Origin of the sequence: Actinomyces gaoshouyii (assembly GCF_002072175.1) — a bacterium.
Taxonomy (GTDB): Bacteria; Actinomycetota; Actinomycetes; order Actinomycetales; family Actinomycetaceae; genus Actinomyces; species Actinomyces gaoshouyii.
The window spans coordinates 134,842-152,686 of the sequence record NZ_MVIV01000006.1 but is presented as its reverse complement, the minus strand read 5'-3'; the positions used below and the strand labels follow the sequence as shown (position 1 = coordinate 152,686).

14 protein-coding genes are annotated in these 17,845 nt (G+C 71.3%); 1 reads left to right on the top strand and 13 read right to left on the bottom strand.

All coding sequences use genetic code 11. The annotated features are described in order from the left end of the window. Positions 1–143: 143 nt before the first annotated feature. The 7 genes from priA to B1H50_RS06895 all read right to left on the bottom strand — a co-directional run bounded on the left by priA (position 144) and on the right by B1H50_RS06895 (position 7,370). Positions 144–875 (bottom strand): bifunctional 1-(5-phosphoribosyl)-5-((5-phosphoribosylamino)methylideneamino)imidazole-4-carboxamide isomerase/phosphoribosylanthranilate isomerase PriA, encoded by a 732-nt coding sequence (gene priA, locus B1H50_RS06925; protein WP_080463041.1) that lies wholly within the window; start codon positions 873–875, stop codon positions 144–146. A gap of 105 nt (positions 876–980) precedes the next feature. Beyond that, a complete protein-coding gene (gene hisH, locus B1H50_RS06920; protein WP_080463040.1) occupies positions 981–1,619 on the bottom strand; it encodes an imidazole glycerol phosphate synthase subunit HisH in 639 nt (212 codons plus the stop codon). Between the two features lie 119 nt (positions 1,620–1,738). Next, positions 1,739–2,464, bottom strand: a complete 726-nt coding sequence (locus B1H50_RS06915; RefSeq protein ID WP_080463039.1) for a hypothetical protein — start codon at positions 2,462–2,464, stop codon at positions 1,739–1,741. Next, positions 2,464–3,090 (bottom strand): imidazoleglycerol-phosphate dehydratase HisB, encoded by a 627-nt coding sequence (hisB, locus tag B1H50_RS06910; RefSeq protein ID WP_080463038.1) that lies wholly within the window; start codon positions 3,088–3,090, stop codon positions 2,464–2,466. The genes B1H50_RS06915 and hisB overlap by 1 nt, the downstream gene beginning before the upstream one ends. After that, positions 3,087–4,250 carry a histidinol-phosphate transaminase gene (locus B1H50_RS06905; RefSeq protein WP_080463037.1) on the bottom strand — a complete coding sequence of 388 codons (1,164 nt, stop codon included), beginning with the start codon at positions 4,248–4,250 and terminating at the stop codon, positions 3,087–3,089. The genes hisB and B1H50_RS06905 overlap by 4 nt, the downstream gene beginning before the upstream one ends. Before the next feature lie 5 nt (positions 4,251–4,255). Further along, positions 4,256–6,157, bottom strand: a complete 1,902-nt coding sequence (locus B1H50_RS06900) for a cation:proton antiporter (RefSeq protein WP_080463036.1) — start codon at positions 6,155–6,157, stop codon at positions 4,256–4,258. A gap of 25 nt (positions 6,158–6,182) precedes the next feature. Further along, the gene (locus B1H50_RS06895) at positions 6,183–7,370 is read right to left on the bottom strand and encodes a cobalamin-independent methionine synthase II family protein (protein WP_080463035.1); all 1,188 of its coding nucleotides are present in this window, start codon (positions 7,368–7,370) and stop codon (positions 6,183–6,185) included. A 424-nt stretch (positions 7,371–7,794) separates the two neighbouring features. On the opposite strand from B1H50_RS06895, the gene B1H50_RS06890 reads away from it, so the two are divergent. Then, on the top strand, positions 7,795–10,110 hold the full coding sequence (locus B1H50_RS06890) for a DEAD/DEAH box helicase (RefSeq protein ID WP_080463055.1): 2,316 nt from the start codon (positions 7,795–7,797) through the stop codon (positions 10,108–10,110). 47 nt (positions 10,111–10,157) lie between these two features. On the opposite strand, the gene B1H50_RS06885 is transcribed toward B1H50_RS06890, so the two are convergent. From B1H50_RS06885 to B1H50_RS06860, 6 genes are all read right to left on the bottom strand, one after another. After that, complete coding sequence (locus tag B1H50_RS06885) at positions 10,158–11,630, bottom strand: Tat pathway signal sequence (protein WP_188640751.1); 1,473 nt, start codon at positions 11,628–11,630, stop codon at positions 10,158–10,160. A 161-nt stretch (positions 11,631–11,791) separates the two neighbouring features. After that, entirely contained in the window at positions 11,792–13,720 is a 1,929-nt protein-coding gene (locus tag B1H50_RS06880; protein ID WP_080463034.1) for a DUF2334 domain-containing protein, read from the bottom strand. 42 nt (positions 13,721–13,762) lie between these two features. Continuing rightward, positions 13,763–14,965 carry a non-hydrolyzing UDP-N-acetylglucosamine 2-epimerase gene (gene wecB / locus B1H50_RS06875; protein ID WP_080463033.1) on the bottom strand — a complete coding sequence of 401 codons (1,203 nt, stop codon included), beginning with the start codon at positions 14,963–14,965 and terminating at the stop codon, positions 13,763–13,765. Positions 14,966–14,986: 21 nt separating this feature from the next. Next, a complete protein-coding gene (locus tag B1H50_RS06870; RefSeq protein ID WP_229658000.1) occupies positions 14,987–15,763 on the bottom strand; it encodes a hypothetical protein in 777 nt (258 codons plus the stop codon). Beyond that, positions 15,760–17,289 carry a glycosyltransferase family 2 protein gene (locus B1H50_RS06865; protein WP_080463032.1) on the bottom strand — a complete coding sequence of 510 codons (1,530 nt, stop codon included), beginning with the start codon at positions 17,287–17,289 and terminating at the stop codon, positions 15,760–15,762. The genes B1H50_RS06870 and B1H50_RS06865 overlap by 4 nt, the downstream gene beginning before the upstream one ends. Then, entirely contained in the window at positions 17,286–17,456 is a 171-nt protein-coding gene (locus tag B1H50_RS06860) for a hypothetical protein (RefSeq protein WP_164505201.1), read from the bottom strand. Before B1H50_RS06860 ends, B1H50_RS06865 begins: the two co-directional genes overlap by 4 nt. Positions 17,457–17,845: the final 389 nt, after the last annotated feature.

Sequence of the window (17,845 nt, the reverse complement as noted above, 5' to 3'; positions counted from 1 at the left end):
CCACCCAAACCACCCCACCCCTAACCATCCACCGCCTCACCCCCTACCTCACCAACGACACCCAACACCACCACAACCACTAACCCACCCCACCCCCAACAACAACCAACCTCGGCGAAGGGGAAGGACGGGATGGGGAGGGATCAGGCGGTGCGGGCGGAACCGGCGATCTCCAGGGCCTCCTCGAGGGTGAAATTGCCGTTGTAGAGGGCCTTGCCGATGATCGCGGAATCCACGCCGATCCCCACCAACTCCGTGAGCGCGTGAATGTCGTCCAGTGAGGAGATCCCCCCGGAGGCCACCACGGGCGCGCTGGTGCGCTCGCACACCCGGCGCAGCAGTTGCGTGTTCGGCCCGGTGAGAGTGCCGTCGCGGGTGACGTCAGTGACCACGTAGCGCGAGCATCCCGCCGCGTTGAGGCGCTCCAGGGCCTCCCAGAGGTCTCCGCCCTCCTCCGTCCAGCCGCGCGCAGCTAGCGTCGTCCCGCGCACATCGAGCCCTACGGCAATGGCCTCCCCGTGCTCGGCGATGGCCCGCGCCGTCCAGTCCGGGTCCCTCAGCGCGGCAGTGCCCAGGTTGACCCGTGCGGCGCCGGCGGCGAGCGCGCGCTCCAGGGAGGCATCGTCGCGGATGCCGCCGGACAGCTCCACCTTCACCCCGACCTCGCCGACGATGCGGGCCAGCAGCTCGGCGTTGGAGCCCCGCTCGAAGGCGGCATCGAGATCCACCAGGTGGATCCATTCCGCACCCGCGCGGGCCCAGTCGAGGGCTGCGTCCACGGGGCTGCCGTAGTCGGTCTCCGATCCGGCCTCGCCCTGGTGCAGGCGGACGGCCTTGCCATGGGCGACGTCGACGGCGGGAAGAAGCGTGAGCATAAGGGGTCTCCTGGGTGGTCTCGGGGCGGCGCGCGAGGAGCGCAGCGGTATGCGGTGGGCGTGATGCGGTGGAGATCGGGTCAGTGGTGAGGGCTCATGCGCCGTTCAGAGCGCGCCCAGCCAGTTGCGCAGGAGCTCGGCCCCGGCGTCGCCGGACTTCTCGGGGTGGAACTGGGTGGCGGACAGGGGGCCGTTCTCGACGGCGGCCAGGAAGTCCTCGCCATGATGCGCCCAGGTGGGCAGCGGCGGGCGCGTCGCGGATGGCCCCAGCCCCGCCTCCGGGTCCGTCTTGGCGGCGTAGGAGTGGACGAAGTAGAAGCGCTGGTCGGCGACGCCGTCGAACAGGTCACTGCCAGCGGGCGGGCGTACCTCGGACCATCCCATGTGCGGGACCACGGGGGCGTCGAGACGGCTTACCTCCCCCTCCCACTGGGCGAGCCCCGGGATGGTGGAGCCATGCTCCTGACTCGACTCGAACATGACCTGCATGCCCACGCAGATGCCCAGCACGGGGCGACCGCCGGCCAGGCGGCGCTCGATGAGCCGGGGGGCGTCCACGGCGCGCAGCATCTCCATGACGGCGCCGAAGGCCCCCACGCCGGGGACGAGGAGCCCATCGGCGGACTCCACGGAGCCGGCGTCGGCGGTGAGGTCGACCCGCGCGCCGACGCGCTCCAGGGCACGAACGGCCGAGCGCACATTGCCGGAGCCGTAGTTGAGGACGACGACGCGGGGTGAGGGCATGCCCGGGAGTCTACCGGCGTCATCGCCAACGGCCGCTCAGGGGTCCGGGGAGCGTGCGCGCCCGCGCGAGGCGCTGGGTGATGGGACCCTGATGGTCGCAGGGCCGCGGGCGGCCCTCCTCAGTCTGTTCCGGGGCGGCGCAGGCCGCGCCCGATCCAGCGCATCGCGCGCCCGGCCTTGATCTCACTGGTCAGCATGGCCCCGGGGGCATCCTCCGGTCGGAGGATACCGAGCAGCACGTCCTCGACGATCTGATCCATCTGGGACAGGATGAGGCCGGCGGAGGCCTCCTCTCCCGGCCTGCCACCGGCGAAACGGCGCGCGGTGATCGTTCCGGACAGGCCTTCCTCGATACCGACATCGGTGGCCAGGTCCGCGGTGAGCAGCACGGATCCGCCGCGGCTCAGGCGGGATAGGGTGGCGGCGAGCTCAGCGGCCTCGGCCGGCTCATTCTCCGAGCCGCCCAGGAGCTCGGCGATGTCCCATTCGGCGTGGGCGGAGGCGAACTCCTTGACAGCGAAAGCGCCCGAGGAGGCGGGCACGGCAACGCAGTCGAGCCCGCTCATAGCGCATAGGGAAGCGAGGGCCTCTGCGGTGGGCAGGGGCGTGAGGACGACGGCGATCTTGAGGGCGCGCGCGGCCGGGGAGCCAGTCGGCGCGGGGTCGACCGTACCCCCGTCCGAGGCCCCCGCCGTCCCACCCGCGGCGGTGGGGCTCTCGGGGCTCTCCCCGATGGCGCCCTCGGCGCCGCCCAGGTCGAGGCCCTCCACGAGGGCGGCGAACTGGTCGTCGATGCGGTCGGCGTCGTCGGGGCGGGCCCCGTCGGGGGTGGTCTGGTCGTTCATCACAGGGCTCCCTTCGTGGAGGGGATGCCGTCCACCCGCGGGTCGGGCTCGACGGCGGTGCGCAGGGCTCGCGCGAGGGCTTTGAACTCGGCCTCGGCGATATGGTGGGGGTCGCGCCCGGAGATGACGCGCACGTGCAGGCAGATGCCGGCGTGGTAGGCGATGGCCTCCAGGGCGTGGCGAACCATGGAACCGGTGAAGTGGCCGCCGATGAGGTGATGGGCGAAGGCCTCGGACTCGCCGGCGTGGACGAGGTAGGGGCGCCCAGAGATGTCGACGACAGCGGTGGCCAAGGCCTCGTCGAGAGGGACGGAGGCGTCGCCGAAGCGGCGGATGCCGCTCTTGTCCCCCAAGGCCTGGCGTAGGGCCTCGCCGATGCAGATGGCGGTGTCCTCCACGGTGTGGTGGACGTCGATATGGGTGTCCCCCGTGGCCCGCACGGTGAGGTTCATGAGCGAGTGCTTGCCCAGCGCGGTGAGCATGTGGTCCCAGAAGGGGACGGTGGTGGCGATGTCGGTGGCGCCGGTGCCGTCGAGATCGAGGTCGACGACAACACTGGACTCGCTCGTGGTCCGCTCGATGCGGGCTGTACGGGCGGCGCTGATGCGGCTGACGGTGCTGCTCATGCGGGCTCCTGGGGGTCGGGGCCGACGGCGCGAGCGCCGCTGAGGGCCTTGGTCAGGGCGGCTCGGAAGGCCGCCATCTCCTCGGGCGTCCCCACGCTGGCGCGCAGGAACCCCTCGGGGCCGACGACGCGGATGAGCACGCCGTCGTCAAGGAGATCCTGCCAGACACGATGTCGATCGGCGAAGGGGCCGAAGAGCACGAAGTTGGCGTCGGACTCGTGGGCGGTCAGGCCCTGGGAGCGCAGCCAGGCCACGAGGCAGTCGCGCTCCTCGCGCAGGGAGGCGACCTGCCCCATGAGCTCCTCCCGGTGGGCCAGGGCCGCCAGGGCGGCGGCCTGGGTGATCGCGGAGAGGTGGTAGGGCAGGCGCACGACGCGCAGCATGTCGACCAGCTCGCGGGAGGCGGCGAGGTAGCCCAGGCGCAGGCCGGCGGCGCCGAAGGCCTTGCTCATGGTGCGGGACACGGCCAGGTGCGGGTTGCTCTCGAGGAGCTCCAGCGCGCTGGGCACGCCGGGCCGGCGGAACTCCGCGTAGGCCTCGTCGATGACGACGACGCAGTCGGTGGGAGAGCCATCGGCGGCAGTGGGTCCGTTGCCGCGGGCGGCCTCCAGCAGGGCGCGCGCCGCGGCCAGGGGCAGGGCGGTGCCGGTGGGGTTGTTGGGGCTGGCAGTGATGAGCACGGCCGGTTGGCGCTCGGCGATGACGGCCGCGGTGGCATCGACGTCGATGGTGAAGTCTTCCCTGCGCGGGATCGTCACGTACTCGGTGAGGGTGTCGCGAGCGTACTCGGGGTACATGGAGTACGTGGGGGTGAGGGACAGGCAGGCCCTCCCGGGGCCGCCGAAGGCCTGGAGGAGGTGGAGCATGACCTCGTTGGAGCCGTTGGCCGCCCAGATCTGATCCGCCCCCAGGCGCGCGCTGGACTCGACGGCGAGGTAATCGGCCAGGGCCTGGCGCAGGGCGGGGAAGTCGCGGTCCGGGTAGCGGTTGAGACCGGACGCCGCCCGGGCGACGGCGTCGGCGATATCCGCGATGATGGCGCCGCTGGGCGCGTAGGGGCTCTCATTGACGTTGAGGCGCACGGGAACATCCAATTCCGGGGCGCCGTAGGGGGTCTCGCCCTCGAGCCCGGGGCGAATGGGAAGGCTGCTCACGGGCATTGAGTCTACGGTGCCGTCGACGGCACCGTACCATCGCCCGATGGCGCCGGGATGCCCCGGTCCGGCGGGGCCTCGTTGATGGCCTCCCGATAGACCAGGATGATCTCCTCGTAGTCGAGACGGGTCAGGGCGTACTCGATGAGCCCGGCGGAGTAGAGGCCGAGCTCGCCTGCGTCGAGCAGGGCCTGGCGCTGGGCCCGGACGATGTCGAGGGAGACCGCCCGCGCGTGCGCCTCCGCCCGCTGCACGGCCCAGTCCGCCTCCTCACCGCTCTCCGGTGCCCCCTCGCGGGCCGCGTGGGCCACGAGGGCGGAGGCCCCCTGGGAGGCCGAGGCGATGCGCCTGCGGCCGTCGTCGGTGAGCGGATGGTCCTCGCGCTCCGGGATGACGTCCTTGGCCACGGAGATGAGAAGCCCCATGAGCTCGCGGCGCTCGGCCTCATCGGTGGGGCCCTCCATCGTCGGCCTGACGGCCCTGACCATCCACGGCAGGGTCAGGCCCTGGAAGACCAGGGAGCCGGCAGCGACGAGGATCGCGATGAGCAGGAGGAAGGGGCGGTTGGGGGCGGCGGCGGGAAGGGTCTGGGCGGCGGCGAGCGTGACGGCGCCGCGCATCCCCGCCCACACGATAATCGTCCCCTCGCGGGCGCCGAGGGGGACCTGCTGGTAGTAGGCCATATCGGCGTCGACCCGCCGGATCCTGTCGATGGTCCGCGCGGCGTGGGCCTGCGCATGCGCGTGCCCCGTCCCTCGGCGCCCCTTGGCCAGGCCCTTGAGCCTGCGCTGCACGCCACGGCGGCGGCGATCCCAGGGAACGAGCATGTCCTCGGGGACCTCGCCGCGGGCGATCGCCCGGCAGCGCTCCTCGAATTCCTGGAGGGGCTCGCCCATCCCGTCCCATCTCTCGGCCAGGCGCGCTCCCCGGCGGCGCAGCCACAGGAGCATCGGGGCGACGATGGCGGCTCGCACGGCGACGGTGAGGACCCCGGCTAGGACGGCGAGCCAGACGGCGGTGGTGATCGAGGGGCCCTCGGCGCGCACGTCCTCCACGATCCCGAACAGCTGCAGGCCCATGACCAGGAAGATGAACCCCTCGAGGACGAGCTCGACGGTGCGCCAGGTCTCGTTGCCGGCGATGCGGTGGTCCGGGGGCAGGAGCCGGGGCGAGCGGTGCCCGGTCACCAGGCCGGCGACGACGGCCGCCACCAGGCCGCTGCCGCCCATGTGCTCGGCGGGGATTGCGGCGAGGAAGGGCACGGTGAAGGAGATGACCGTGTCGACGCTGGCATCGGTGACGCGGGCGCGCAGATGCAGGGTGAGCTCCCCGACGATCCAGCCCACGACCACGGCGACGACGACGGCAAGCGCGAAACTGCCCAGGACGACCCCCGCGCTGGTCCGACCGGCCACGGCGGCCGAGATCGCTGAGGACAGCACCACCAGGGCGGTGGCGTCGTTGAGGAGCCCCTCGCCCTCCAGCACGGTGATGACGCGCTGGGTGACCCCGAGGCGCCGAGCGATGGAGATGGCCACGGCATCGGTGGGGCTGAGCACCGCTCCCATGGCGATGGCCCAGGCCACGGACAGACTGGGCAGGACGAGGGTGAGCACTCCCCCGATCACCGCCGATGAGACGGCGACCAGGAGGACGGCGAGGATAGCGACGGGGGCGAGCTCCCTGCGGAAGCTGATCGTGGGGATGGCCACCGCCGTCGCATACAGGAGCGGCGGGAGGATGCCCTCGAGGATGACCCCCGGCTCGATCTCGATCGCGGGTACGACCGGCAGGAAGCCGACGGCGATCCCCAGGGTCAGGAGCAGCAGTGCTGGCGCCACCCGGAGGCGGTCGCTGATCTGGCTGGCACCAGCGATCGCCAGGAGCCCGGCGATGATGATGATGAGGGTCATGGGGGCATTTTGCCACCCCTAGGCCTCAAAGCCGGTCGCTGGCCAGACGGGCGCCGGCTGCGAGGGACTCGAGCTTCGCCCAGGCGATGGAGGGATAGATGCGCCCGCCCAGGCCGCAGTCGGTGGAGGCGATGACCCTCTCGGGGCCCACGAGGCCCGCGAAGCGCTCGATGCGCTCGGCCACGAGCTCGGGGTGCTCCACGACGTTGGTGGCGTGGGAGACGACGCCCGGGATGAGGTACTTCTCAGCGGGAAGCACGACCTCCTCCCAGATCCTCCACTCGTGCTCGTGGCGGGCGTTGGCGGCCTCGAAGCTCAGTCCGTTGGCGTTGACGCTCAGGGCGAGGTCCACGATGTGCTTGAACTCCAGATCGGTCGAGTGCGGGCCGTGCCAGGAGCCCCAGCACACGTGGTAGCGCACGAGGGCGGGGTCGATGCCCTCCAGGGCATGGTTGAGAGCCTCGATGCGCACGGCGGAGAAGGCCCGGTAGTCCTCGAGGCTCGGCTCGGCGACGAACTGGTCCCAGGACTCGGCCAGGTCCGGGGCGTCGATCTGGACGGTGAGCCCCGCATCGGTGATCGCCTTGTACTCCTCGCGCAGCGCCTCCGCCCAGCCCCAGACGGCGGCCTCATCATCCTCATAGTAGGTGTTGCCCACGCGCGCCGCCGACGCCGGGGACAGGGCGGCGACGAAGCCCTCGGAGAGCGGCTTGCCCGCCGCTTCCAGGCCGCGCTTGATCAGGGCGATGTCGCGGGCGACGAGGTCGGCACCGGAGTAGGCCAGAGGGCCGGTGACCGTGGGGAACACCCAGGGCTGGCGGTTGGCGATGTGGATGCCGCTGGCCGGGTCGGCGTAGGCGTCGGCGAAGGCCACCCAGTCGCGGCGGTCGGTCATCGCGTCGAGCTCGAGCTTGTCCGAGGACTTGCGCGCCGGGGGCTCGGGGAGGACCTCGAGGCCGGAGAAGCGCAGGAAGGAGTAGCTCCACCAGGCGCCGTAGTCGACGGACTGGGTCATGAGGTGCCCGTACTCGCCGTCGTTGACGATGTCGATGCCGATGGACGCCTGCCTGGCGATGACGGAGTCGACGGCCTCGGTGATGACGGCCTCGAAATCGGCATCGGGCAGAGCGCCGTCCTGGTGGTCCTTGTTGGCGGCGATAAGGGCGTCGGTACGGGGAAGGGAGCCGACGTGGGTGGTGCGGATGCGTGTCATGGTGCGGTCCTCAATGGTCCTGGCGGCAGTGCCGCCGTCCGGGGTGGGTGGTTGGGACCGGAACCGCGCCGGGCGCGGCTTGGGACTGAGGCGTCCGGGCGCCTCAGCGGCGCATGACAGCCCCTGCGAGGCGCCGAGGCGCGCGCAGGGGACGCTCCGTCCTGGTGGGGGCGTGCGCCCCATCCCTTGGTGTCATCACTGGCCTTCCCCCACCGCGAGAGGTGGTGAACCGAGAATAGTGCAAGCCTCGGGCCCAGCGCCCTCCCTGTCCCAGGAAGTGAGCCGCGGCTGGAGCTGGGTCGGCGAGGATGAGGGCGATCGCGCCATCGGGCCCCGCGCCGCCGCCCGTGACCGATGCCGCGGTGGCGACGCGCTCCACGAGCGCTCGTCGTGGGCCCGGATCGCCCCGGGCTACCGTGGAGCCATGAGCGCCACAGCATCGTCCGCATTCTCCTCAGCACCACTGGCCGCCCTGCGCGAGCGCGCGGAGGACGTGCTGCGCGCGCTCGTCGGCAGCCCGGCCGCGCGCCTGCGCCCCGATCAGTGGCGGGCGATCGAGGCGCTGGTGGTGGGGCGCTGCCGGGCTCTTGTGGTGGAGAGAACGGGATGGGGCAAGTCCGCCGTCTACTTCGTGGCCACCATGCTTCTGCGCGAGGGCTGGGGCGGCCGGCACGAGGGGGACTCCCTCCCGCCCCATGGGCGGCCGGGAGCGGGCGGCACCGGGCCCACGATCATCATCTCCCCGCTATTGGCCCTCATGCGCGACCAGGTCGCCGCTGCCGAGCGCGCCGGCATCCGCGCCGTCACCATGAACTCGGCCAACAGCGCCCAGTGGGGTCAGGTCGAGGATGAGATCCGCGCCGGGCGCGCCGATGTCCTCCTCGTCTCGCCCGAGCGCCTCAACAACCCCGTCTTCCGGGATGAGGTCCTTCCGCATCTGGCGGCCAGCGCGGGCCTCGTCGTCATCGATGAGGCGCACTGTATCTCGGACTGGGGGCATGATTTCCGGCCGGACTACCGACGCATCCGCACCCTGCTCGCCGGCTTGCCGCCCCGCACCCCCGTCCTGGCGACGACGGCCACGGCCAACGAGCGCGTGACCATGGATGTGGCGGAGCAGTTGGCTGGGCGCGAGATGGGTGGCCGGGGCCCCGAGGTGCTCGTGCTGCGCGGGAGCCTCCAGCGGGACTCCCTGCACTTGGGCGTGGCGCACTTGGCGGACTCGGCCACGCGCTTGGCCTGGCTCACCGATTACCTCCAGCGCGCCCAGGGCTCCGGGATCGTCTACTGCCTCACCGTCTCCGCTGCGGGCGAGACCGCCCAGGCCCTGCGCGCCGCCGGCCTGGAGGTGTCCACCTACACCGGTCAGACCGAGCCCGCGGAGCGCGAGCGCCTTGAGGCCGATCTCAAGGCCAACCGCGTGAGGGCACTCGTGGCCACCAGTGCCCTGGGCATGGGATTCGACAAGCCCGACCTCGGATTCGTCATCCACATGGGCGCGCCCGCCTCACCCGTGGCCTACTACCAGCAGGTGGGCCGCGCGGGGCGCGGCGTCGAGAGGGCCGAGGTGGTCCTCCTGCCCGGCGCGGAGGATCGCGCGATCTGGAACTGGTTCGGCTCCCAGGGCTTCCCGCCGCCCGAACAGGTCCACGAGGTGCTCGACGCCCTGGGGACGGCCGATGGCCCTCTGGGCATCGGCGCTCTGGAGACGGTGACGAGCCTGCGGCGCGCCCGTCTGGAGTCGATGCTCAAGGTGCTCGATGTCGACGGCGCCGTGCGCAGGGTGAGGGGAGGCTGGCTGGCCACGGGCGAGCCCTGGGTGTACGACGCCGAGCGCTATGCCCGGGTGGAGGCGGCCAGGAGATCCGAGCAGGAGGCGATGCTCGCCTATGAGCGCCTTCGCGGCCCCGAGTGCCGAATGGCCTTCCTGCGCGCCGCACTCGATGACCCGGAGATGTCCGAGGGCTGGCGCTGCGGCGCCTGCGACCTGTGCGGGGGCCTGTCCCTCCCCCAGGGGCCGGGTCCGGAGCAGGTGAGGGCGGCGCGGGAGTCACTGGAGCGCACCGGGGTCGAGATCTCCGCCCGGCGCCAGTGGCCCGTGGGCATGGAGAGGCTGGGACTGGGCGCCCTGCGGGGCAGAATCCCGCCTGAGCGGCGGGCGGGGACGGGCATCGCCGTCGGCAGGCTCGACGGCCTGGGCATCTCGGCGGCGCTGCGAGAGCTCTTCGATTCCGGAGAGGACGGGCTCGTCCCTCCGGGACTGCAAGCCCCCGTGCTGGAGGCGGCGGACCGCCTGGCCGTCCTCGCCCGCGCCGAGAGCGGGGCCAACGGCGCCTCTGCGGGCAGCGCGGGCGCTCCTGAGGGGCAGGGCGGCGCGGTGGGCGCCGAGGGCATCATCGACGCTGTCGTCATCATCGACTCCCACCGCCGTCCGCGACTGATCCGCCACCTGGGAGGGGCGGTCGCCCACCGCCTGGGCGCCGAGCGCCTGGGCATCATCGCCGCTGGCGGGCAGCAGGGGCGCCATGACGTCAACTCCGCGACCCGCCTGGCGACGGTGGCCCAGTGCCTCAGCCTCGACGGCTGGGGGCCCGAGGCCCTGACACGTCTCAACGGCGCCAGGATCGCCCTTGTCGACGACTCCACGGACTCCGGATGGACCCTCACGGTCGCAGCAGATCTCCTGCGGCGCTCGGGCGCCGCGGCGGTCCACCCCTTCGTTCTCGCCCAGGAGTCCTAGCCCCTCGGCGTGAGTCGAGGGGGCCGCCCGACGGCATGGGCACGCTCTCAGGATCCGGAGGCAGAAGCGCAGTCCGATGCCCGCTTGAGCGAGCGCCCCACCGGCCCGAGGCCCCCGGGTCCTCCGGCGGAGCCCCCACCGCCGCTCCCGTCGGTACCATCGGCACTGCTCGCGCCGGCCTCTTCGTCGTCCAGGAAGTACCACCAGAAAGGCGCCCCCCAGGCCTGGGGGCGGCCCAGGGCGGCGCCCGTCACCTGGGCTATGAGGGTGATCCGGGCGGCGTCGGCATCCTCGCGGGACCCGAACCACCAGGGCCCCTCGTCCAGGTCCGCCCCTCCGTAGCCGAGCTCGGTGACGGCCACTCGCTTGCCGGGGAAACGATCCGCCAGGGTGCTCATGACCCGATCCGCCGCGGTCCCCAGCGGGTGGGACTGCGGGTAGACGGAGATGCCGATGACGTCGACGAGCTCCATGAGCTCGCCACCGGCAAGCGAGGCCGCCACATTGAACAGGGCCCCCTGGGCCGCTGCCTGCCCGAGCTGGTAGTAGAGGGTCAGGACGGTGAGCGCGCCGGTGCGCTCCTTCACGGCCCGCGCCGCGCGCGCCGCGCGCCCCACCGGGTCCTCCCCCACCCAGTCGCCCCCGAGCTCGTTGCCGACCTCCCAGGAGTCCAATCCCGGCAAGGCGGCCAGCACGGCGTCGACCCTCTTGTCGAATTCCGAGTCGCTCAAGGCGGCGAGGCCCTCGGAGTCGCAGATCTGCCCCATGACGTGGATACCGGCGCGCTGAAGGGCATCGGCCGCCTCACGCCAAGCGGCGAGGGCCGGGGCGCTCGCGTCGTCGAGGACGAGCCGCACGGCGCCCCGCCTTCCAGAGCCGGTGGCGGCGATGACGGCGCCCCGCTGCTCCGGGCTGGGTGCCTCGGTGAGCGTCGCGCCGATGAGGGCGTCCGGCGGTGCCGCGCCGATGAGGGCGGTGTCGAGGGCGACCTGGGCGGCGGAGGCGAGCTCGAGGAGGCGCGCCCCCTGCTCGTCGCCGATGCCCGAGTCGATCGCGGACTGGGTCGCCATATGGGCGCGGCGCGGGGCCTCGAGGGTGCTGGCCGCGCTCCCGGTGGAGCCGGTCGCCCCGTTCCGGTCGGCCAGGGCGGCGAGGGCCGCCCCCTGCCTCTGGTGCAGGCCTCTGGCGGCCAGGGTGAGGACCTCGGCGCTGCCCTGGCGGGGCAGGTCGGCGATCAGCGCGGAGTAGCCCTGGGAGGTGGGCCAGGACAGGCACAGGGCGCAGTCCCGGCCCTCGGGCACGTCGACGAGGATCTCCCCGTCCTCCTCGTAGAGGGGCCCGATCGTGATGACCTCGAGGGTCGTGGAGTCCAGGAGGGCGTCGTCGTAGCCGTCCTCGCCCGTGCCCGCAGACTGGATGGCACGCGCCTGAGCCAGGGTCATCGGCGCGCCATCGGTGTCGCGCAGCACCAGGGTGATGGTGGTGGTGGGGCTCGCGTCGTCCAGGCCACGACACGTCATCAGCGCACCCGCAGCCCCACCGGCGAGCGCCAGGCCCCCGGCGGCGAGCAGGGCCCGGCGGCGCGTGATCCTCCCCCGCCCGGTGTCCTCTGGAGCGCTGGGCGGGCCCGGGAGGCGGCTTGCGCCGTCCCCCGGGCCCGCTGGGGGGCTGCCGGGATCCGTCATCGAAGGTCCTGGGCAGCCACGAAGGTGTAGCCCTGGGATTTGATGCCCTCGACGATCGTCTTGAGCTCGCTCAGCGGGTAGTAGGGGTGGAAGAAGAAGCTCGCCGTCGCGTGCGTTCCCGCCAGGTTGAGACGAGCGGAGTCGATCACCTGCTGGGCCGAGCGCGGCGGGTGGTTGTTGATGTCCTTGGGCTCGTAGTTGCCCAGGTTCTCGGGCAGGACATGCGTGCCGTAGGGGTCGTTCACCGAGTAGGGGAAGAACTGGCCGATGTAATCGTGCGGCCCGCCAGGGTTGCCGGTGAGGGTGCCCGCGTACATGAGTTCGCGCTCGTAGCGGGTGGAGTAGACCTTGTTGATGCCCTCGTAGCCGCTGCGGGAGGCCGAGTAGTGAGGGGTCTCGAAGATCTCGGGAGTGGGTAGGCCGAGCTTCTTGAAGTACTTGCGGCCGTCCTTGACGCGCTTCTTGGCCCACTTGGCGTTCGTTCCGGGCAGCTCCCCGCCGATCTGCACCCAGGAGTTCTGCTGGCAGGGCGCCACCGGAGCGTCCGGGGATTTCTCATCGGAGCACCACGAGCGGATGAACTCGAAGTCGTCGCTGGACACGCCGTTGTAGGGGTTGCGCAGCTCGCCGAACTGGTGGGAGGTTCCGTGCTGGATGATGGTGCCGCCCTTGCCGACGGCGTCCTTGAGGACGGCGACGAGCTCAGGGGTGTCCTTGAGCGTCATCGACTGCGCAGTGCCGTCGTTCTTCGCCCCGGTCGGATCCTCGTACTTGGGGAAGACCGCCATCTGGAAGGGGACTCCCTGGGAGAACAGGTAGTCCACTATCGCCTGGAGCTCGGCGGGATCAGTGTCGGGGCCGACGTCCTCGATGCGCACGGCCGCCTGGCGGATCTGCTCGGCGCCGGGCTGGAGGGAGTCCAGGACGATGTCGGCCGCCGCGATGTAGCGGTCCTGCTCACTCATATAGGTGACGGGGACCTCGCCGATGAACGTCAGGCCCCCGGAGGACACCGCCCAGGGGAAGGACGTCGTGCCCGATTGGGCGATGCTGGCGCACTGGGCGGCGGCGCCGTCGGCCGAGGAGCACAGGGCCCTGCCGAGCACGGCGACGGCGCCCGCATCGGTGATGTGGGGGGCGATGATGCCGCCCTTGTTCAGCTCATTGCGGCCGAAGATCTGGCCGTTGTACTCCACCTGGGTGACGCGGTCGGTGGCATCGACGTAGGACGTGGCGGCGTCCCATCCGAAGCGGGCGGTGAAGGCAGCCCGGTCGGCGTCGGTCTTGACGAGCTGCCAGATGTTGAACCCGGACCACAGGACGGGAACGTTGCCGGTCAGGACATCGTCGATGAAGGCGCGGGGCAGGGGCTCGTCATAGGTCGACCCGGTGTAGATGACGTTGGTGTAGTGCCCGGCAAGGCCGGCCCGGTAGTCGGCCACCGGCAGGGCGGTGACGAGCCCGGAGTGGCTGGCCAGGTTGCCCATGGCCATGGCGTAGTACTCGCCCAGCTTGCTCCACTGCCCGGTGGTGTCGTAGAGGACCAGCGTGGAGGCGGGGCCGGCGTCCTGGTTGGAGTAGGTCACGGCGCGGCTCGGCACCGCCGGCGGGTCGGCGCGCAGGTCGCGGATCTGGGGAGCGGCCTGCGCGGCAGGAGCGGCGGCGAGATCGAGCCCCGCTCCATCCCCGGCCAGGGGAAGGGCCTCGGCCCGGGCGGCGGCGGGCGCGGGCGGCGCCTCGAGCGGGGTGTCCGCCCAGCCGAGGTCATCGGCGGGGTTGTCCGCCGCGGGCGCGAGAGCCGCGCCGATCGCGGTCGGGGCGCCAGAGGCCGCCTGGGCGGAGCCGACGAGGCCGATCGAGGCGCTGAGCGCCACGAGGGCCGTCAGGACCGCGCAGCGCCGGCGCGCGTGGGTCGTCATTGTCATAGGGGATCTCCTTGTCGGGGTGAGGGTCGGTCAGGGTTCGGGTCAGGCGCGGGAGGGCTCGAAGTCCGACAGGGGCTCCCCCCTGCCGAACAGGGCGGCGATCGCCGCCATGACTCTCTCGCAGGCCCTGCCGTCGCCGTAGGGGTTGGCAGCCTGGGCCATGGCCGTGTAGGCGGCGCCGTCGGTGAGCAGGGTGGTCACGGCCTCGACGATCCGCTCCTCGTCGGCTCCGACGAGCCTGGCGACGCCGTAGTCGATGGCCTCGGGGCGCTCGGTGCTCTCGCGCATGACGAGGACGGGCTTGGACAGCGCGGGGGCCTCCTCCTGGACGCCCCCGGAGTCGGTGAGAACGATATGCGCTCGGTTCATGAGCGAGCAGAAGGCCCCGTACTCCAGGGGGTCGGTGACCACGACGTTGGGCAGCCCCTCGATCCGCGGCAGGAGGGCCTGACGGACGATCGGGTTGCGATGGGCGGGCAGGACCATGAGGGCGTCGGGGTGAGCGCGAGCGAGACGGGCGATCGCCCTGCCGATCCCCTCCATGGGCTCGCCCCAGGACTCGCGCCGGTGCGCGGTCACCAGCACGACCCGGCGCGAGGAGTCCTCGAGGGCCTCGCGCAGGACCCGGTCGGCGGGGGGCGTCGGCCTCGCGACCGCCTCCAGCAGGGCATCGATGACAGTGTTGCCCGTGACGCGAAGCGAGGCGGGATCGACGTTCTCCCGCAGGAGGTTGTCCCGGCTGGTCGCCGTCGGGCACAGGTGTAGGGAGGCGATTTGCCCGACGAGCTTGCGGTTGGCCTCCTCGGGGAAGGGCGAGGAGATCGTTCCCGTGCGCAGCCCGGCCTCGAGGTGGAGGACGGGGGTGGAGTGGTAGAAGGCGGCCAGCCCCGCGGCGAAGACCGAGGTGGTGTCGCCCTGAACCAGGACGGCATCGCAGGGGCGCTCCTCCAGGGCCCGACCCACGCCCTCCAAGCACCGGGTGGTGACCCGGGTGAGGCTCTGGCCCGGGGAGTGGATATCGAGGTCGATGTCGGGTGCGATGCCGAAGAAGTCGTTGACCTGGTCGAGCATCTCGCGGTGCTGCCCGGTGACGACGACGACCGGGTCGAAGCGCTCATCGGCCCGCATCCGGTTGATGAGGGGGGCGACCTTGATGGCCTCGGGCCTCGTGCCATAGACCAGCATGATCCTCAGAGGCGCGTCCTGCCGCGGCTGATCGGGGGGTGTCGTCGGCTCGATGGTCATCGGCGCTCCTTTGAGATCGGGTCAGTTGCGCGAGTAGGTGGTCGCGGCGAAGGTGACGACGGCGTCCTCGGTGTAGGCCCCCACCGGACCACTGCGGTAGGGGCTGTCGGAGTCCTCGATGACACCGAGGTCCTGCCCATCCGCCGTGACGGTGAAAGCGACGGCATCGCCGGTGGTGTCCACCCGCACCTGCGCGAGGTGGGCGACGCCGATCTCGAAGGAGGGCTCGTGAGCGGAGGCGAGGAATCGCTGGTTGCCGGGGTAGGCGGGGTCTTGCTTGGAGACCTCCCAGCCGTTGGGCTTGAGGGCGAGGGCGTAGAAGTGCTCGTTGTCCTGGAAGGACCACATGAGCCAGGCGACCTCCCAGGGGTTGGGCTCCGTGCCCTGGCGCAGCTGTTTCTCCGTGGTCATCATGGAGGTGATCGTCTGGGTGGTCCTGTCGGCGATGGAGGCGGTCGTCGAGATGGCCAGGGCCGCGTGCGTGCGCTCGTCCTCGGTGGCCGGGTTGGGGGCGAGGTGCAGGGCGCCGCCCTGGCACGTGGCATCGCCGTAGCCGTCGAAGAGGACCTGCCAGTCATCGCAGCTGGTTTCCTGGGTGGAGAAGTAGCGGTATCCGAGCGCGCCCCCTCCCCCGATGAGCGACATGAGGGCGCCCCCGAGCACGAGCCTGCGGCGCAGCAGCGCGGACCTCGCGCCGTTGTCCGGCGTCGGGGCGGGCGAGGCGGGTACGCGCTCGTCGGCGCGGGCGGGCTCCTCCGGCGGGGCGCCGATCCGGGGGGACAGCTCCGAAGCGCTCATGCAGCCACCTCGTGGTGCTCGCTGGTGGTCGGCGGGCGCGGGGAGCGCTGGATGCCGGGAGGGACGGTCCGGGGGAAGCGCGGCGGGAGGCGATCGACTCGCACGAGCGCGGGCGGGATGCGGAAGTCCTGCGGAAGCGCCGCCGCTCCAGCCGCTCCAGCCTCCGCCGCCCGAGTCGCCGGCACCTCCTGCCGAGTCGCCAGCTCGGCCGCCGGCACCGCCGATTCTGCGCCATCCGCGGACTTCTCGGCCTCCCGAGCAGTTTTCGCCCACCCGGTGCGCCCGACGATCTCGCGCAGCAGGGCTCTCCACCCGAAGAGCGCCGGGAGGAGCCCGTAGAGGACGAAGAGATGCGCGTAGCAGAGGGATTTGAGGAGGCCGAGCCCCTCCGAGCGCTCGATCCTCCAGTACAGGACGCCGAACACGAGGCCAGGGCCGAAGGCGAGGAGGTAGGCGCTGAGCAGCCACCACCAGGTCTGGCTGTGACCGAGCACCGCCTTGGACACCACGATGGCAACGGTGATCCCGAACGAGGCCATGAGCAGCGAGGCCGCAAGGAGCACGTAGGGCGTCAGGATCTGCCAGGTGGTATCCGCCCGGGCCAGGCCGCGCTGCTCGCGCGCGGCCCGCCCGAGGAGGTCGAGGGACTGGATGTTGCCCTGGAACCAGCGCGTGCGCTGGCGCAGAAGCCTCCTGAGGCTGGTGACGCCCTGCTGGTGGACCGCCGCCGTGGGCCGGAAGTCGTTGACCCATCGGGTGCCGTTGAGCCGGACGCCGAGGTCGAAGTCCTCGGTGAGCGACTTGGTCCAGGGCCTCTCGCCCAGCGCGCTCAGGGCGTCGAGGCGAGCAAACTGCGCGTTACCGCCCATGCCGACGCTGCGGAGATGGCGCCTGCCCCTCTGGAAGACCTCGGTGAAGATGACGAACTCCATGTCCTGCATGCGGGCGAGCAGCGAGGAGAAACGGTTGTTGATCCGCACGCCGAACTGCACGGCGCCGATGCGCCGATTGCGGAAGGCCCACCGGGCCTCATCGATGGCCTGCGGCTCGAGGCGGCCATCGGCATCGACCACCCCGACCACGACATCGGTGCCCGGATCCCCGCCCCATATGTCGCGCACGTGGCCCAAGGCATCGTTGAGGGCCTCGCCCTTGCCGAGGCGGGCGCGCGGGGGGACTCTGCGCATGACGCTCACGCGCGGATCTGGAATCGCCCGCACGACATCGGCGGTTCCGTCGTCGGAGCCGTCATCGATGACGAGGATGCGCAACTTGTCATCGGGGATATCGAGGAGGCGGCCAACGCTCGCGCCGATGACCTCGGCCTCATTGAGGCACGGCATGAGGATGACGACCAGGATGTCCTTCGCCCGGGAGCTGCCGGAATGCCGGGGCCGCTCGATCCGCGGCGACCGCCTGGAGATGAGGAGGAGGACGAGCACGTAGAGCAGACCCGTCCCGATCATGACCACAGCGCCCCAGTGGCCGACCAGCGCGACAGGGTCGTTGGCGACGCCGCCGATCATGCACCCCTCCTGCGGCCCGGCCCCCTGTACCAGCCGATGAGGGTCCGCCTGAGGGCCCCGACGAGGTTCACCCACAGCCAGGCGACGGCCACGACGGCGAAGAGGAGTCCGGCGAGAAGCGTGAGAATGTGCGCAATCGTCCCGACGATGGCAAGAATGCGCGCCATGGCGCCCGGACCGGGCAGCCATGGGGAATGCACAAGAATCAGGGAGCAACTGCTCATCACACCGTCATTTCGACTCAAGGGATCAGGGCGGAACCACGATGATGATCGTTCGCACCGGAACACATCCAGATGGGGTCCGGACGCATCTGAACCGAAGATAACGATTTGATATAGGAGAACAACACTGTGGGAACATACAATTTGAACATGTTCGAGTTGTGATATATCACATGCCTGTTGGAATATCAGCCATGGCCAGCGGCCCATTCGGCTCCCGAGGACAGAATTCAGTCGCGTCTATCACGTTCTCATCATTATTCGATCGCCACCACCAAAAGCGCGTTGGAATCGCGGCGACGACCGCTCCCCACGAATCTCATCAGCGCGGA

Bases quoted from the DNA above. Each gene is read 5' to 3' on its own strand.
- priA (WP_080463041.1), bottom strand. From the start codon at position 875: ATGCTCACGCTTCTTCCCGCCGTCGACGTCGCCCATGGCAAGGCCGTC.
- hisH (WP_080463040.1), bottom strand. From the start codon at position 1,619: ATGCCCTCACCCCGCGTCGTCGTCCTCAACTACGGCTCCGGCAATGTG.
- B1H50_RS06915 (WP_080463039.1), bottom strand. From the start codon at position 2,464: ATGAACGACCAGACCACCCCCGACGGGGCCCGCCCCGACGACGCCGAC.
- hisB (WP_080463038.1), bottom strand. From the start codon at position 3,090: ATGAGCAGCACCGTCAGCCGCATCAGCGCCGCCCGTACAGCCCGCATC.
- B1H50_RS06905 (WP_080463037.1), bottom strand. From the start codon at position 4,250: ATGCCCGTGAGCAGCCTTCCCATTCGCCCCGGGCTCGAGGGCGAGACC.
- B1H50_RS06900 (WP_080463036.1), bottom strand. From the start codon at position 6,157: ATGACCCTCATCATCATCATCGCCGGGCTCCTGGCGATCGCTGGTGCC.
- B1H50_RS06895 (WP_080463035.1), bottom strand. From the start codon at position 7,370: ATGACACGCATCCGCACCACCCACGTCGGCTCCCTTCCCCGTACCGAC.
- B1H50_RS06890 (WP_080463055.1), top strand. From the start codon at position 7,795: ATGAGCGCCACAGCATCGTCCGCATTCTCCTCAGCACCACTGGCCGCC.
- B1H50_RS06885 (WP_188640751.1), bottom strand. From the start codon at position 11,630: ATGACGTGTCGTGGCCTGGACGACGCGAGCCCCACCACCACCATCACC.
- B1H50_RS06880 (WP_080463034.1), bottom strand. From the start codon at position 13,720: ATGACAATGACGACCCACGCGCGCCGGCGCTGCGCGGTCCTGACGGCC.
- wecB (WP_080463033.1), bottom strand. From the start codon at position 14,965: ATGACCATCGAGCCGACGACACCCCCCGATCAGCCGCGGCAGGACGCG.
- B1H50_RS06870 (WP_229658000.1), bottom strand. From the start codon at position 15,763: ATGAGCGCTTCGGAGCTGTCCCCCCGGATCGGCGCCCCGCCGGAGGAG.
- B1H50_RS06865 (WP_080463032.1), bottom strand. From the start codon at position 17,289: ATGATCGGCGGCGTCGCCAACGACCCTGTCGCGCTGGTCGGCCACTGG.
- B1H50_RS06860 (WP_164505201.1), bottom strand. From the start codon at position 17,456: ATGGCGCGCATTCTTGCCATCGTCGGGACGATTGCGCACATTCTCACG.